This is a genomic window from Mycolicibacterium aichiense, assembly GCF_010726245.1.
Lineage (GTDB): Bacteria > Actinomycetota > Actinomycetes > Mycobacteriales > Mycobacteriaceae > Mycobacterium > Mycobacterium aichiense.
In genome coordinates, this window is record NZ_AP022561.1 from 1,673,318 (window position 1) to 1,689,072 (window position 15,755).

Consider the following 15,755-nt stretch of genomic DNA (forward strand, 5'->3'; position numbering starts at 1 on the left):
ACATGTCGATCGACAAGGCCGCGGTCGTCGCGGGCAGTATCCGGCTGGCTTCGGGAGTGCATTTTCTCGTCGACCCGATGGGCGCCAACAAGCTGTGGGGTGAGCCGAACGACCCGGGCCCGTCGGCTCGGTTGCTGCTGCGGTCCATGGGCTACCGCGACGCGCTGATCGGCGGACTTCTGTTGTCGGCGGGGTTGCGCGGGCGCAATACCCGGGGATGGTTCCTGGCTTCGGGCGGAGCGGACGCCGCCGACCTTCTCGGGGGCAGCAGCGTGCACAGCGAGCTGACCCGCGGACAGCAGATCATCGGACTCGGCGGCGCGGTGGTGGGCATCGGCGTCGGGCTCTGGGGTGCTACCCGACGTCGCACGCCGGCGCCGGAGGTCGCTCCGTAGACCCGCGGGCAGCGTTGTCGGTGGCGCTCGCCGCCGCTGTCCTCGTGCAATGCAGTCCGGCGCCCGCGCCGCATCCCGCCGCGCCGACGTCAGTGACCACGACGGTCACCACCTCGGAGCCGGTGGTGCGGCCGGTCACCGCTGCGGACCTCGGAGCCACCTGGCGTCCCGGTTGTCCGGTGGCGCCCGACGAGTTGCGTCGGGTGGAGCTCGACTACGTCGGCCTGGACGGGCTGGACCATCGCGGCATGCTCGTCGTGCACCGAGATGTGGTGGACGAGGTGATCGCGATCTTCGCCGACCTACACCGGCAGCGCTATCCCATCGCGAGGATGCAAACACCCGATCACTACCCGGGGGCCACCGACGAACTGTCGATGGAGGACAACAACACCTCGGCCTTCAACTGCCGTCCACTGCCCGGCAGCACCGCCTGGTCGCTGCATGCCTACGGGCGCGCGATCGACCTCAACCCACTGTTCAATCCGTACCTCGACCGATCCGGTGATCTCGAACCGGCAACCGCGGGAAGCTATCTCGACCGTCACCGCACCGCTCCGGGCATGCTGCACGCCGGCGACGCGGCGGTGCGCGCTTTCGCCGATCGGGGGTGGGTCTGGGGCGGCGATTGGCGCAACCCAGTCGACTACCAGCATTTCGAACGCCGCTGAGCTGGGTTTGTAACCGTCAGGCGCGCAGGCGAGCCGCCAGCGATTCGCCGAAGGCGAGCAACGCAGCCCTGCCGATGTCGAGAATCGCTTCGTCGAACTCGCTGTTGTCCCGGTAGGAGAGCTCCAGCATGCGATCGGCCATCTCCACGGCCACCAGCATCGCCCTCGGGTCGGTGTCGGCGGGTATCAGGCCGACATCGACGAGGATGCTGTGCAGTCGGTCGGCGAGGGTGCGCATCCGGGCGTGCACGTGCTTGGTCACGGTGGGGGAGGTCCGCCCGCCCAGCCACATCCCGGCCGCGCTCGGATGCCTGCGGTAATAGTCGACGTGCAAGTTGATCTCGTTGTTGAGCAGATCGGCGATCGAGGTGATCGTCCACGTCTGCTCGGCCGCGACGCAGCGGGCGTCGATTTCGCTGCAGTGCCGCTCCATCAGCTCGTCGAAAATCGCGTCGCGGTCGGCGAAGAATCGGTATAGCGAGGGATAGGACACCCCGGCACGGTCGGCGATCGTGCGGGTGGTCGCGGCGTCGATGCCCTGCTCATCGGCGATGGCGGCGGCCGCGTCGAGAATTCGGGCGACGGTCTGGCGGCTGCGGGCCTGAACCGGCGCCCGCCGCGGAACCGACACCGTGGTCATCGCAACTCCCTCGAACCCTTGACACTGATCCGCGAAACTATAACACTATTCACGTTACAGTTTCTACGCCAGAGGGTGCCCGAATGACCGCGAACTCGCTCGAACAGGTCCGACCGACTCAGCCCTTGCGGGGCCACGTCGATGTACTGATCGTCGGTGCCGGAATCTCCGGCCTGGGAATGGGCCACTATCTGCACACCATGCAGCCGGGAAAGAGCTTCGCGATTGTCGACAGTCGCGATGCGATCGGCGGCACCTGGGACCTGTTCCGTTATCCCGGCATCCGGTCGGATTCCGACCTGCACACCTTCGGCTACGAGTTCAAGCCGTGGACGTCCGACAACGCGATCGCCGACGCCCATGAAATCCTCGACTATCTGCACGAGGTGGTCGACGAGGACGACCTGGGCCGTCGAATCCATTTCCATCACAAGGTGTTACGGGCCAACTTCGACTCGGCCACCGCGCAGTGGACGGTCACGCTCGAGCGCGACGGCGAGCAGTTCGAGGTGACCTGTGACTGGCTGTTCGGGGCCACCGGCTACTACGACTACGCCGGGGGACACCGACCGCACTTCGAGGGCGAAGAGGATTTCGAGGGGCGCATCGTGCATCCCCAGTCCTGGCCGGAAGACCTCGACTACACCGGTAAGAAGGTTGTCGTCATCGGCAGTGGCGCAACCGCGGTGACGTTGATCCCCGCGATGGCCGGCGACGTCGAACACATCACCATGCTGCAGCGCTCGCCGTCGTACGTGATGCCACTGCCGCGCAAGGACCCCATCGCCAACTCGTTGCGGAAAGTGTTGCCGGCCAAGGCCGCTTACGCCGCGACCCGCCGGTTCAACATCGGTAAGGGCCGTTTCATCTACAACCTGTGCCAGCGCCACCCCAAGCTCGCCCGGCGGATCATCCGGTCGATCAATATGAAGGCGCTGCCGGAGGGTTTCGAAGTGGACACCCATTTCAACCCCACGTACAACCCCTGGGACCAGCGTCTGTGCGCGGTCCCCGACGCGGACCTGTTCCGCACGATCGCCAAGGGTAAGGCGTCGGTGGTCACCGACCGCATCGCGCGGTTCACCAAGACCGGGATCCTGCTGGAGTCCGGGAAGACGCTCGATGCCGACATCATCGTCACCGCAACCGGTTTGAAGCTGCTTCCACTCGGCGGAATCCAGGTGTCCGTCGACGGTGAGGTGAAGAACCCGCACGACTCACTGCTGTACAAGAGCTTCATGATCTCCGACATCCCCAATCTAGCATTCGCGTTCGGCTACACGAACTCGTCCTGGACGTTGAAGGTCGGACTAGTGTGCGAGCACCTGTGCCGCCTACTGGCGTACATGGATCGGCACGGCTACACCACTGTGGTCCCCATCGTCGATGACCCGCACATGGACAAGCGCCCGATGCTCGACTTCTCGGCCGGTTACGTGCAGCGGTCGGTGGACCTGTTCCCCCAGCAGGGATCGTCCGGTCCCTGGACGGTCGAGATGGACTACTGGGCGGACCATGACCGGCTGCGTAAGGGCTCTGTCGAGGACCCGGCATTGCGGTTCAGCACAGCCGTTGGTGCAGAGGCGGTTTCGGAATTGGCGACGGGCGCGGTTACAGCGTGAGCCGGACCGCCTTCGTCGAGGTGGATGGCCGTCGCACCCGGATCCGAGTGGACGGTGACCCCGGAAATCCGCCGGTCCTGCTCATCCACGGCATCGGTCGCAGCCTGGAAGATTGGGCGCCGCAACACGAACGGCTGGCCCGGTCCTACCGGACGATCTCGCTCGACGTGCCCGGCTTCGGCTTCTCCGAGCGCCCGCGACAAACCATCACCTTGCCCGTGCTGGCAGAGGGGGTCACCGCCGCACTCGACGCGTTGGGCGAGAACAGACCGGTCCATGCGGTGGGCAACTCGCTCGGCGGCGCCATCGCCCAGCAGTTGCTCGTCGATCAGCCGCAGCGGATCGCGAGCCTGGCTCTGGTCAACAGTGCCGGGTTCGGCAGCGAGGTCACCATGTTGCTGCGGATGCTCACGATGCCGGTGCTCGGCCCGATGAGTGTCCGACGACCGACCCGTGCGAGTGCCGCGCTGATGGAACGGCTGATCCACGGCGACAAGGCAATCGCGACCAAAGAGCGCATCGACCACGCGTTCGCTGTCGGGTCTGTGCCCGGCGCCGGTGAGGTGATGCGTGAGACCGCACTCGCGCTCGGCACGCCACGCGGGGTGCGCCCGGAGTGGCGTCGTGACCTCGCCGCCCGCGTGGCCCGGACGCCCCGTCCCACACTGATCGTCTGGGGCACCCGGGATCGCATCCTGCCCGCACATCACATCCGTACGGCGATGCGGGTATATCCCCATGCCGAGGTCCACCTGCTGAACCGGGTCGGGCACATGCCGCAGCTCGAATGCCCCACACGGTTCGCCGACTTGCTGTTGCCTTTCCTGGAGCGCGCCACCGGCTGATCAGCTGCGGCCGCTCAGAGATCCATCCGGTCGATCTGCCAGTCGATGTCGCCGAACTGAGGCATTTCGCGTCCGTCGTCGACTCCGATCTCGGACTTGATCACCGCCTCGAGCTTCGTACTCGCCGACATCACCAGGTCGGCGTTCTCACCCTTGGTCCCCGCCAGGTTTGTCATCTCTGCAGGATCGGACTGCAGGTCATACAGCTCGACGTCGTTGAACCGGTACAGGTCGTCGAGAGTCGTCGGCACGTTGCGCTGGGCGGGGGCAAAATAGCGGCTGAATTTGTAGCGCCCGTCGAACATCGTGCGGACGCTGCCGCGCTTGGTGAGATCGGGCCGGAATCCACTGGTCTGCATCAGTTGTCGGGGATCCTGGCCGGCCGCCTTGGCCTGTGCGAACAGCTTCACCGCCTCGCTGTCGTTGGTCGCCAGCCCGCTGTAGGTGAACAGCACACTGTCCCGAACCGCATGGACGTCAGCACTGCCCGGGTTGGAAAGCGCCGCGCTGAAGTCCTTGCCCGGCAGCGCTCGCCCGGCGAGCTCATCGAGATCGCCCGCGGCCACACCGGCCATCGCCATCAGACTCGGTACCAGATCGATGTGGCTGGTAAGTGCGTTCAGGTCCTGTCCGCCGGTGACTTCGGGATGCACGACGTGCATGGGCAGATGGATAGCCTCCTGGTAGGCGAACGGCCCCTTGCCGCGCAGCCCGTGCGCGCCGGCCATCTCGCCGTGGTCAGAGGTGAAGACCACGATGGTGCTGTTGCGCAACGCCAGATTGTCGAGTTCCTCGAGCAGCAGGGACATCTGCTGGTCGACCGAACGGATGCTGTTGAGGTAGAAGTCGGCGAAGCGCTGCCAGCGGTCCGGTTCGGGTGGAATGGTACCCAGGGTGTAACCCCAGGCCTTGTCGAACTCGCCATGGGCGGCGGGACGGCCCGGCTCCTGCATCGACTGCCTGAGATTGGCGGGTAGGGCACTGTCCCAATGCTGCTGATAGATGGCGTGTTCGGGGGCTCGCGCGGCGTGCATCAGGAGCGTGCCGGTGTCTTGAACGTGCTCACCCGGTTTGTCGGTGTTGAAGTACATGATGTCGTGCGGATTGATCAGACTCACGAACAAGGCCCACGGCTTGCCGTCGTCGGCCATCGGTCGTCCCGTGTTGCGCAACCAGGACTGGGCGCCGGCGGCGATCACCGAGTCGGTGGTGTAGCCGCCGAGGTCATGGGCCAGCGAGTCGACCGGGAGTCCGAAGTCCGAGAATCCGTACGCGTCCATGCGTTCGGTGAGCACTTGCTGGACCGGCTCGCGGTCGAAGGCGGCATCCAGATGCCACTTGCCTTGGTAGGCGGTGTAATAGCCGGCCTTGCGCAGCAGATGCCCGATAGTGGGCACCCCGGTGCTCATGGCCTTCACATAGGGCAGATCAGCATTCTCGAACATCCCGTTGTCTGGGGTCTGCAGTCCGGTCAGCAGGACCGCACGCGAGCTGGTACACATCACCGCCGAGCTGTAGTGGTTGTGGAACGTCACGCCCTCCTCCGCCAGCCGCTCGCGGGCCGGCAGCGACATTCCGGCAGGCCAGGAAGGAAAGTAGCGCTCCTGGTCGGTGAACACGAACATGATGTTCGGGTGCGAACCACGTTGCGGGGCAGATGGTCTGGTCACAGAGGGGCTGGAGGCGACGGGGGCGGGCGAAGTGGCGGATCCGCACGAGGTCAGCAATGGCACCGCTGCTGCGCCGCCCGCTGCGAGGGCGAGGAATCGGCGCCGGGACGGGCCGGTGGTGGACGAGCTGAGCTCATCGCTCATGGCGGGCTTCCTGTCAGTCATCGGCGATACCGGCCCCGGCCAGAGCGGGCATGGTGGCTTCGCGGTGCAGCACGGAGTGAGCACCCGACTTGAATCGCTCCATCAGCTGGACGACCGTATTGCCCTCCGGGGTATGGCCCCAGATACTGATACCCGTGTGAGTGCTTGGTTCCCAGGTGTTCTCGTCGACGACAATCGGGTTCCAGCCGACCTCCCATTCGAAACCCGACGGGCTGACCGCATAGAACGACAGCTCCTTGTCGTTGGTGTGCTGTCCGATGGACAGTGCCATGTCGAATCCGAGTTCCTTCACTCTCTGGTAGGCAAGTGTCATGTCGTCGAGTTCGGCGACCTGGACATTGCAGTGCTGGATCCGGGTGCGAATGGGGTTGACCGGCAGCCGGTTCACCGACGCGATGGCGACGCTGTGATGACGTTCGTTGACCCGCAGGAACCGGATCTTGAACTTCAGCCCGCTGATCGTCTCGTCGATGTAGTCGGACAGACGCGCATCGAACACCGTGCTGTAATAGCCGCGCATCTGGTGTGGCTTGCTGGTGGCAATCGCGACGTGGCCCAGTCCGCCTGTGCCGGTGACGAATCCGTTGGCGCGCAGCTGCAGCGGCGGCTGCGCGGACCGGGATTTGACGTAGACCTCCTGGGTCAGCCCGTTGGGACCCGGAAAGCGGATGAAACGCTCGACACCGCGCAATGCGCATTCTTCCGACGAGCCCTGGGTCACCAGCACTCCGTGGCCGCGCACGCGCGCGTCGATGGTCTCGAAGCAGTGGTCGTCGTCGACCTCCCAGCCCAGGGCGGTGGTGTCTTCGGCGGGCCCGCGCTGCACCAGGAACCGGCAGGCGTTGCCGTCGAGGCGGAACCGCAGCACGTCGGGCAGCGCGTCATCGAGGTGCATGCCGATGGCGTCGCGGCCGAATCTGGCCCAGTCCGGGAACTTCTCGGATTCGACGACGAGGTAGCCCAGGTGGACTCGGCCGAATACGTCGGTGATCATGCGAGGGCCAGTTTCGATGCGGGGGAGAGGAACTCGGCCACCAGATCGTTGAACAGATCCGCTCGTTCCCACTGCATCCAGTGCCCGGTGTGCGAGGTGATGACGAGTTCGGCGTTGGGCATCAGATTGAGCAGCATCGGCCCGCCCGCGGGCCGGTTGACCTTGTCGTCGCGGCCCCACAACACCAGTGTGGGGGTGCCGAGCCGGCGCAGCCGTTTGTCGCGGGTCAGATCCATTCGCCACAGGGTGCGTATCCCGGACGGCCTGCGCAGCGGCGGGTTGGCGACCACCTCAGGATCGATGGACGCCCGATACCGCAGATCGATCAGGTCGTCGGGGACCGCCGCGCCGTCGTACACCAGATAGTTGCGGATGAACGTGGCCAGCTTGTCGCGGCTGGGTCCTCCTTCACCTGTGTAGTACGACAGCAGGCTCTTCAACCCGGCGGTGGGCATGCCGCGGGTGGTGCCGATTCCGCCCGGGCCCATGAGGACCAGCTTGCCGACTCGGTGCGGGGTGTCCAGCGCCATGCGCAGCGCGGCCGCGCCACCGTAGGAGTTCCCCACCAGATACGCTGTGGCCAAACCCAGTTCGTCGAGCAGGCCGCGCAGCGTGTCCGCCAGGTAGCCGAACGGGTCACGATGATCGACGTGCTTGCTCGACCGCCCGTAGCCGGGCATGTCGGGGACCACGACACGATGGCGGCGGGCCAGCGCGTCGATGTTGCGGGAGTAATTCGACAGCCCCGACGCGCCGGGCCCGCCGCCGTGCAGCAGCACGACCGGCGGGTCGTCACCGCCGGTGTCCGTCACGAAGACGTCGACGCCATTGGCGCGGACGTGGTACTCCGATTGCACAGTCGTCATGCGTGGTCCTTCACTCGGATGGCTCGTACGGTCAGGCCGGTCGGGGGAGGGGGCAGAGGGTTGACGTCATCGCCGGCTGCGTAGACGAACCCATCGGGCCGCACCACCAGAGCCGTTGCTTTCTTCTTGGCCATCCAGTCGATGAGCCTGCCGTCGCGGTCGATGATGCGTTCGGCGCCTGCAGCACTACCCGGCGCAGCGATCGTCATGACGGGTACGCCGGCCAATCGCCATGGCAACCAAGCCTGTTCGGGACCGGTATGGACTACCGTCCATCGGCCTCCGATGATGTCGTCAAGGCGAACCAGGCCACCGCTTTCGTCGCAGACCCACGGCTGCGGCAGCAGCCAACCGGTGGCCGCATTGCCGTTGTGGTCAAGCAGGCCGCTCAGGTAGCGCGCATCGGGCAGCCACCGGTGATTGCGCAACCACGTCGTGAAGCCGGGCAACTTTCCGGCGAATCGGAAGAATCGACTCCGCGCCGCCGCACGAAGGGGGCTCCGCTCGATGATGATGTTGCCGACCTTCACTGCGCGACTGGTGACTTCCTTGACGTGCGGCAGCCTTTCCTCCTGATAGGTGTCGAGCACCGAATCGGGAAGACAGTCGGTCACCACGGCGTGCAGCTTCCAGCACAGGTTCGCGACATCGCGGATACCTGCGCACATGCCCTGGCCGATCCACGGCGGCATCGCATGCGCGGCATCGCCGGCGAGGAAGACCCGGCCCACCCGCCACCGGTCGGCGAACCGGACGTGGTGGTTGTAGCAGGCAAATCCGATGATCTCGACATTGGCAGGAGTTATTCCCTGGTGGCGCAGTACTTTCCAGATCGCGTCCTCGGTGAGGAGGTCGTCCTCGTCTTCGCGTTCGCGCACCGGGAATTCCCACCGGTGGTGGCCCAGTGGAGTCGGGCAATCGACCGTCGGACGTTCGGGATTGCAGTGGAAGCGGAGTTGGTCGTGGCCCGGCCAGCTTTCGACCACTTTGGTGTCGATGACGATCCAGCGCTCGGAATACGTTCGGCCGGTGAAACCGACGCCCAGCTGTCCGCGAATGGCGCTCGAGCCGCCATCTGCGGCGATCACATAGCTGGCCCTGATGCGTTTGAACTGGTCGTGAGTGAGGTCGGCCAGCATCAACTCGACCGAGTCGGAGCGCTGGGTCAGACGCAGGCACTCGTGTTCGAGAAGGAGCGAGACGTTGGGGAATCGAGCCACGCCCGTTCGGAGGACGCCTTCCACCGCCGGCTGGTAGATGAACTGCTGCGGCGGGTGGCCGTTGCCGCGGTCCGCGGGCAGCAGTTTGACGATGCTGACGCCGCGGGCGTCGACGAAGTCGGCGCCGGCACCGGGCAGCATGTCGGCGTTGAGCTGGTCAGCCAGCCCGACCTGTTGCCAGATCCGCAGTACCTCCTCGTCGGTGGAGATGGCCCTGGCCCGGAAGTAGACATCGGGGTCGCGTTCCACCACCACAACTCTCAGGCCCAGTTGGCCGAGCAGGTTGGCGGCGGTCGCACCCACCGGGCCATAGCCGACGATCGCTACGTCGTAGGTCGAGGCGCTGTTCATGGCTGTCTCCGATCCGGCTGCCGCGTCCGCGGTGGTGAACACTTGTTCCGTAGTGATCGCTACGGTAATGTAGTGATCGCTACAGCGTCAAGAGATGGGGCGAACATGGCCACAGCGGACAAGCCGAAGAGGCGCGCCAAGCGGGTGGATGGCGAGCTCTCGCGCACCAGAATCCTCGATGCGGCCACCGAGATCGCCGCCGAACGTGGTTACGAGGGAACGAGTATCGGTGCGGTGAGCGCGAAGTGCGGTCTGCCGGCCAGCTCGATCTACTGGCACTTCACCGACAAAGACGACCTAATCGCAGCGGTGATCGAACGCAGTTTCAACAAGTGGATGGCGGTATGGCAGCTGCCGGAGGATCTGGTTGCGGTCGACCGTCTGATGGATGTCGCAACGGGGACCGCCAAAGCGCTGATGGAGTCACCGGATTTCCTGCGCCTGGGCCTCATGCTGGCGCTCGAGCGCCGGCCGGTCGAGCCGCGGGCGCGGGCGATGTTCGTCAAGGTCCGCGAAGAAGCTTTCGACGCCTTGAGTGGCAGTCTCGATCGTCTGGGGATCGGACTGACCGGGGCGCAGATCCGCGAGCTCGCGACCTACGCGATCGCCGGTGCTGACGGGCTGTTCATCGCCAAGGAGATCGGGGGAGACGCAGTTGATCTGGTGTCCTTGTTCACCCTGCACGGGCATGCGCTGTACGCGACCGCGATGCGGATGGTTGACGAGAATGCCCGATGATGCGGTGTGTGATCACGCCGCTGAGTCCGATCCCATCAGTTCGTCGAGATCCGGTAGCGGCAGGCGGCAGATGTCCTCGGCTTCGCCCGGGCTGACACCGAGCATCACCAGGACGCCGCGAGTGGCGCTGTCGGCGGCCTGCGCGTCGTCGCGCTCGCGCTGATTCTGCAGTAGCTGGCCGAGGCCCATCAGTGCGCCCGCGGCCACGGACAGGGCCAGCTCGGGATCGGTCACCGTGAACCGCCCCGCTTCGGCCGCGACGGTGATGTCGCGCAGGGCCCGTGGGCCCAGCCCCCGGTCGGCGAACATCAGCGTCAGGCCCGCGTTGAGCAGCACGCGCGAGGTCTCGGGTCGCTGGCGAAACAAGCGCCCGACGATCCGGAAGCTGCGGGCGAAGGTCAATGCCGGGTCCTCGCCGTCTACCGCGAGCTTGTCCAGCAGTGCGCCCAGCGCATCCAGGATGTCGTTGACCGCGGCCTCGAACAGCTGTTCCTTGCTGTCGAAGTGGTTGTAGAAGGAGCCCATCCCGACGTCGGCGGCCTGGGTGATCTCCAGCACCGGCGCATTCAGCTTTCCGGCGGCGATAAATCCCTGAGCTGCGCGAACGAGCGCAGCCCGGGTTTGCATCTTGCGTCGTTCCAGGCGGTTTCCCGCCCCGGCATCACTTGCCATCAACAGATATTAGCAGCAGATGTCATTTCTGAGGATTTCGTCAGAAGGCTTGACTGATGATGTCCTCGTAAGTGATGATTTCGTCAGTCTTCAACGGTCAAGGAAAGGGGGCGCTGTGACGCAGCACCTCGACACCCACCGGGATTTGCACAGCGACCAGGGCGCGTTACGCGGTGAACATCCGGGCCGGGCGAAGAATCCGATCATCAAAGTGCGCGATCTCGCGTGGTTGGAGTTCGAGAAGCCGGACCTGGCCCGCGCCGAGACGTTCGCGCATGCATTCGGGTTCACCACCGAGCTGCGCACCGATCGGGAGGTGCACCTGCGCGGCGCGGACAGCGGCACGGTGTGCGTGATCATCCGCCGCGGGCCGCACTCACGGTTCGTCGGTCCCGCGTTCGCCGCCCACGACGTCGCTGACGTCGAGCGGCTGGCGGCGGCGACCGGGACACTGACGCATGCGTCGCCGGACAGCATCGGTGGCGTGACCGTCGAGCTCGTGGACCCGGCTGGAATGCCGGTGCGCGTCGTGGCCGGTATGCGTGACCTTCCGGAGCAGCCGACCCAACCAGTCCATACGTTCAACTTCGGCCGAGAGGTGTTGCGTACGAACGCGACTCAGCGGCCGTCGCGCGAGCCGGCGCGGATTCAGCGCCTGGGGCATGTGGTGCTGCAGAGCACCACGTACCGACGGTCGCTGGACTGGTATCTGGAGCATTTCGGTCTGATCGTCAGCGATTTTCTCTACTACCCCGGCCAGCGGGAGCGGGGCCCGACCATGAGCTTCATCCGGTGTGACCAAGGGGCGACACCCACCGACCATCACACCATGGCGATGGTGCTCGGGCCGTCGGACCGTTATGTCCACTCCGCTTACCAGGTAAGCGATCTCGACGCGATCGCAGCCGGCGGAGAGTACCTGCGAGAGCGCGGTTTCCAGCGGTCATGGGGTATCGGTCGACATATTCAGGGAAGTCAGATCTTCGACTACTGGCGCGATCCGGACGGCTTCCTGGTCGAACACTTCAGCGACGGCGACCTGTTCGACAACACTCTGGAACCAGGCTGGGCGCCGATGACGGCCTCCGGGCTCGCCCAGTGGGGGCCGCCGGTGACCAAGGACTTCCTCGGCATCGCCCCCGGCAAGGAATCACTACGCGAGTTGCGCTCGATGCTGAGCGCTGTCCGCGATGACAACGAATTCGACCTCACCCGCCTGCGCGGACTACTGAAAGTGACACGCTCATGACAATTTCGGTTCATCGCACCGCTGACGGATGGTGGGCCGGCACACCCGACTCGGTCGCCCGGATCGCCACCACGGCAACCACCACCGCTGCCTTGCTGGCCGACCGGTCGGCCATCGATGCCGCTGTCGCCAATACCGAGACGGTGGCGCCGGCGACACTCGAGCTGCTGTCGCCGGTCACCGCCCCGTGTCGCGTCGTGGCGCAGATGACGAACTTCGCGTCGCATGTCATCGACACCGGAGGCGACCCGAAGTCGGTGCCGCTGACCTTCTTCCGGAAGGCATCGGCATCCATCAGCGGGCCCGTCGACGACATCGTCAAGCCCGCCCACGTCCGGCTGCTGGACTACGAAGTGGAGATCGGACTCGTCATCGGCACCGACGTGCCTGTCGGCACCACTGTCACCGCCGACAACCTCGCCGACTACATCTGCGGACTTGTGGTGACCAACGACGTCAGCGCGCGTGATGTCCAATTGACCAAAACTCAGTTCTACGAGGGCAAGTCGTACCCGGGCTTCACACCGGTGGGGCCGGCACTGGTGCTGGTGGACCGCGACGAACTGGCCCGCTTTGACGACCTGCGGCTGCGGCTCAAGGTCAACGGGCAACTCCGGCAGGACAGCTCGGTGAAGGCCGACATGATCTACAAGCCGGTCCAGGCCCTGACGGCGCTGACCCGCTTCCAGACGCTGTCCGCCGGTGACCTGATACTGACCGGCACCCCGGTCGGTACGGCACTGTCTGCACCCCCCAAGGCGGTGCAGAAGCTCTCCGCCCTGCTGCCTGACGAGCTGAAGTGGAACCTGTTCTTCAAGGGTCAGGCCAAGAACACCAGGTATCTGCATGACGGCGACGTCGTCGAGGCCACCGTCGGGACCGACGACGGCAAGATCGATCTCGGAACTCAGCGCAACCCAGTCAGATTCGCATGACCGCGATTCCCGCCTTCGTGCCGGTGGTGATCGTCGGCGCCGGCCCCACCGGCGTCTCGGCGGCGACCGCACTCGCCCAATACGGCATCGATTGCCTGGTGCTCGAGCGCTGGACCGAGGTCTATCCGCAGCCGCGCGCGGTCCACCTCGACGACGAAGTGTTCCGGCTTTTGGCGGGATTGGGGGTCGGCGAGCAGTTCGCAGAGATCTCCCGCCCGGCTCGTGGGCTGCAGCTTCGCGATCCGGGCATGCGCGTACTGGCCGAGTTCCGCCGCGAAAACACGCTCAGCGCCAACGGCTATCCGCAGGCCAACATGTTCGACCAGCCGGAGCTGGAAAGACTGCTGCGCGACAATCTCGAGAAGTACCCGAACGCGGTATTAAGAGGTGACGCCGAGGTTGTCGAGGTGGTGCAGATCAGTGCCGAGCGTGCGCGCGTGACCTTCACCGACCGGTCCAGCGGCGAGCAGCACTGTGTCGAGACGGGCTATGTGCTCGGTTGCGACGGTGCGAACAGTTTGGTGCGCAGGGCAATCGGTGCGCAGATGGATGACCTGAAGTTTCAGCAACGGTGGCTCGTCGCCGATGTGATGACCGACGCCGACCTGGCCCAGTGGGACGGTGTGCACCAAGTCTGCGATCCGGGGCGCGCCGCCACCTACATGCGTATCGGAACTGCCCGCTATCGTTGGGAGTTCCGGTTGCTCGACGACGAAACCGCCGACGACTACGCCACGCTTGCGGCGTTGTATCCGTTGATCCGCCCCTGGGTGGACGGGGTCGACCCCGAAGAACTGGACCTCGTGCGGGTCGCCGAGTACACGTTCCGGGCTCAGATCGCCACGCGGTGGCGGCGGGCGAACATGTTCATCCTCGGTGACGCCGCCCACCTGACCCCGCCGTTCATCGGGCAGGGATTGGGTGCGGGACTGCGCGACGCGATGAACCTGTCGTGGAAGCTGGCCGGTGTGATCAACGGCTGGCTGCCCGGGGCCGTGCTTGACAGTTACGAGGATGAGCGAAAGCCCCATGCCCGCAATCTCATCCGGTTCGCGCTGGGGGTCGGTGCGGCTATGACCGCTGGGGGTCGCGTCGGGGATGCGCTGCGCAGGATCGTCGTGCCCGGCATGCACCTGATCCCCGGCGTACGAGACAAGGCCGTGGACAGTGCGACTCCGGGACTGCGCGCCAGCGACCTGGTGGTGAAGTCATCGGGACGGCGACAGCTTGCCGGCGGCCTCTGCCCGAATCCGATTGTCGCTGACGGCAAGCGATTCGACGAGATCGTGGGCCGCAGATTCGCGGTGGTGACCGCGGTGCCGCTCAGCACAGTGCAACGCGACCACATGGATCGCTGTGGTGCCACCGTGATTGCGGCGCACCCCGGTACAGAATTGGCGTCATGGCTACGCGCCGGGCGGGCCGCGGTGGCGGCGGTCCGCCCCGACCGGACCGTGATGATGGCCGGCCGGAATGTGGCGAATGTGCTTGATGCAGTTCCGGCTTTCGCGCCGCACGCCCAGGCCGCCCGTGTCTAGGCCGGCCGTCGCCGTCCCCACCTACGAGCGGGACCTGTATTCGCCGCAAGCCATCCTCGATCCATACCCGCACTACACCCGGTTGCGCCAACTGGGCCCGGTGGTCTGGTTGCCCAAACAGCGTGTGTACGCGCTGGCGCGCTACGCCGAATGCAAAACGGTCTTGCGTGACGACGACGGGTTCATCTCCGGTGACGGTGTCGGCCTGTCCGCTGTGTTCAACAGGCTGTCCCGGGGCACCACGCTCAACAGCGACGGTGCGGAACACGACCGGCGGCGCAAGCTGCTGGCCCACCGGATGCTCCCCAGAGCCCTGCGCGAGCTCGACGAGATCGTCGACAGCCAGGCCAGGGATCTCGTCGCGAGCGCGGTTCGCCGCCGTAGCGTCGACGGCGTCGCCGACCTCGCCACGGCGCTTCCGGTTTCGGTGGTACCCGACCTCGTCGGTTGGCCCAGGGACCGGCGGCAGCACCTGTTGCGTTGGGGCGGAGCAACTTTCGATGTGCTGGGTCCGCTGAATCGGCAGGCCGCCCGGTCGGTGCCGGCCAGCCTCCAGATGTTGCGGTTCGCCCGTGCCGTGGTCCGGGACCGCACCGTGCTGCCCGGCAGCATGGGTCACGAAATCCTCGAGGCGGCGCAGGGCGGTGCGATGAGCGCGCGGGAATGCTCCGCGCTCATGGTGGACTACCTGGTGCCCTCCCTGGACACCACCATCAGCGGAATCGCCAACGCACTGGCGTTGTTTGCGCTGCACCCCGAACAGTGGGATCTGCTTCGCGCCGACCCCGCACTGGTGCCCGGCGCCGTCAACGAAGTGCTGCGCTACGAATCGCCGCTGCGCGCGTTCAGTCGCAAAGTTCGCCGCAAGACCGAGGTGTCCGGCGTCGAATTGCCCGCGGGCTCGCGGGTGTTGGTGCTCTATGCCTCGGCCAATCGCGACGAGCACGAATGGGAGCAACCCGACACCTTCGACATCCGCCGCAATGCGGGCCGACATCTCGGGTTCGGCCACGGAACTCACGCCTGCGCGGGGCAGGCGCTTGCGCGGCTGGAGATGCAGGCGATGCTTCGTGCGTTGTGCGACGGAGTCAGCCGCATCGAACTTGCCGGCCGGCCCACGTGGGCGGTCAACAACATCATCCGCTGCTATGAGCGGCTTCCATTGCGACTCGTGGCGGCCTGAG

At 65.8% G+C, this 15,755-nt stretch carries 15 protein-coding genes; 9 read left to right on the top strand and 6 right to left on the bottom strand.

The window, feature by feature from the left end; all coding sequences use genetic code 11:
* Positions 1-2: 2 nt before the first annotated feature.
* Both G6N32_RS28800 and G6N32_RS08090 read left to right on the top strand, forming a co-directional pair.
* Positions 3-395 carry a DUF4267 domain-containing protein gene (locus G6N32_RS28800; RefSeq protein WP_232077567.1) on the top strand — a complete coding sequence of 131 codons (393 nt, stop codon included), beginning with the start codon at positions 3-5 and terminating at the stop codon, positions 393-395.
* 20 nt (positions 396-415) lie between these two features.
* Entirely contained in the window at positions 416-1,066 is a 651-nt protein-coding gene (locus tag G6N32_RS08090) for a M15 family metallopeptidase (RefSeq protein WP_232077568.1), read from the top strand.
* A 16-nt stretch (positions 1,067-1,082) separates the two neighbouring features.
* Here the strand turns inward: G6N32_RS08090 and G6N32_RS08095 are convergent, their stop codons facing one another.
* A complete protein-coding gene (locus tag G6N32_RS08095) occupies positions 1,083-1,706 on the bottom strand; it encodes a TetR/AcrR family transcriptional regulator (RefSeq protein WP_115319152.1) in 624 nt (207 codons plus the stop codon).
* Positions 1,707-1,789: 83 nt separating this feature from the next.
* Between G6N32_RS08095 and G6N32_RS08100 the strand changes: the two genes are divergently transcribed.
* The gene (locus tag G6N32_RS08100) at positions 1,790-3,328 is read left to right on the top strand and encodes a flavin-containing monooxygenase (RefSeq protein ID WP_115319153.1); all 1,539 of its coding nucleotides are present in this window, start codon (positions 1,790-1,792) and stop codon (positions 3,326-3,328) included.
* Positions 3,325-4,173, top strand: a complete 849-nt coding sequence (locus G6N32_RS08105) for an alpha/beta fold hydrolase (RefSeq protein WP_115319154.1) — start codon at positions 3,325-3,327, stop codon at positions 4,171-4,173. Before G6N32_RS08100 ends, G6N32_RS08105 begins: the two co-directional genes overlap by 4 nt.
* 14 nt (positions 4,174-4,187) lie before the next feature.
* Here the strand turns inward: G6N32_RS08105 and G6N32_RS08110 are convergent, their stop codons facing one another.
* Genes G6N32_RS08110 through G6N32_RS08125 form a run of 4 tightly spaced genes read right to left on the bottom strand, consistent with a single transcriptional unit; the run spans position 4,188 to position 9,439 of the window.
* On the bottom strand, positions 4,188-5,987 hold the full coding sequence (locus tag G6N32_RS08110) for a sulfatase family protein (protein ID WP_115319155.1): 1,800 nt from the start codon (positions 5,985-5,987) through the stop codon (positions 4,188-4,190).
* A gap of 13 nt (positions 5,988-6,000) precedes the next feature.
* Positions 6,001-7,002: a VOC family protein gene (locus tag G6N32_RS08115; protein ID WP_115319156.1), complete on the bottom strand. Its 1,002-nt coding sequence runs from the start codon at positions 7,000-7,002 to the stop codon at positions 6,001-6,003.
* Positions 6,999-7,868: an alpha/beta fold hydrolase gene (locus G6N32_RS08120; RefSeq protein WP_115319157.1), complete on the bottom strand. Its 870-nt coding sequence runs from the start codon at positions 7,866-7,868 to the stop codon at positions 6,999-7,001. Before G6N32_RS08120 ends, G6N32_RS08115 begins: the two co-directional genes overlap by 4 nt.
* Positions 7,865-9,439, bottom strand: a complete 1,575-nt coding sequence (locus G6N32_RS08125) for a bifunctional 3-(3-hydroxy-phenyl)propionate/3-hydroxycinnamic acid hydroxylase (RefSeq protein WP_115321004.1) — start codon at positions 9,437-9,439, stop codon at positions 7,865-7,867. Before G6N32_RS08125 ends, G6N32_RS08120 begins: the two co-directional genes overlap by 4 nt.
* 105 nt (positions 9,440-9,544) lie before the next feature.
* Between G6N32_RS08125 and G6N32_RS08130 the strand changes: the two genes are divergently transcribed.
* On the top strand, positions 9,545-10,177 hold the full coding sequence (locus G6N32_RS08130; protein WP_115319158.1) for a TetR/AcrR family transcriptional regulator: 633 nt from the start codon (positions 9,545-9,547) through the stop codon (positions 10,175-10,177).
* 12 nt (positions 10,178-10,189) lie between these two features.
* Here the strand turns inward: G6N32_RS08130 and G6N32_RS08135 are convergent, their stop codons facing one another.
* A complete protein-coding gene (locus tag G6N32_RS08135) occupies positions 10,190-10,849 on the bottom strand; it encodes a TetR/AcrR family transcriptional regulator (RefSeq protein WP_115319159.1) in 660 nt (219 codons plus the stop codon).
* Positions 10,850-10,964: 115 nt separating this feature from the next.
* Between G6N32_RS08135 and G6N32_RS08140 the strand changes: the two genes are divergently transcribed.
* From G6N32_RS08140 to G6N32_RS08155, 4 genes are read left to right on the top strand one after another with little or no spacing between them, the layout of a single operon-like run.
* Positions 10,965-12,098, top strand: a complete 1,134-nt coding sequence (locus G6N32_RS08140) for a VOC family protein (protein WP_115319160.1) — start codon at positions 10,965-10,967, stop codon at positions 12,096-12,098.
* Positions 12,095-13,033 carry a fumarylacetoacetate hydrolase family protein gene (locus G6N32_RS08145; RefSeq protein ID WP_115319161.1) on the top strand — a complete coding sequence of 313 codons (939 nt, stop codon included), beginning with the start codon at positions 12,095-12,097 and terminating at the stop codon, positions 13,031-13,033. Before G6N32_RS08140 ends, G6N32_RS08145 begins: the two co-directional genes overlap by 4 nt.
* Complete coding sequence (gene mhpA / locus G6N32_RS08150; protein ID WP_172507269.1) at positions 13,030-14,571, top strand: bifunctional 3-(3-hydroxy-phenyl)propionate/3-hydroxycinnamic acid hydroxylase MhpA; 1,542 nt, start codon at positions 13,030-13,032, stop codon at positions 14,569-14,571. The genes G6N32_RS08145 and mhpA overlap by 4 nt, the downstream gene beginning before the upstream one ends.
* On the top strand, positions 14,564-15,754 hold the full coding sequence (locus tag G6N32_RS08155) for a cytochrome P450 (protein WP_232077569.1): 1,191 nt from the start codon (positions 14,564-14,566) through the stop codon (positions 15,752-15,754). Before mhpA ends, G6N32_RS08155 begins: the two co-directional genes overlap by 8 nt.
* The last annotated feature ends 1 nt before the right edge of the window (position 15,755 follow it).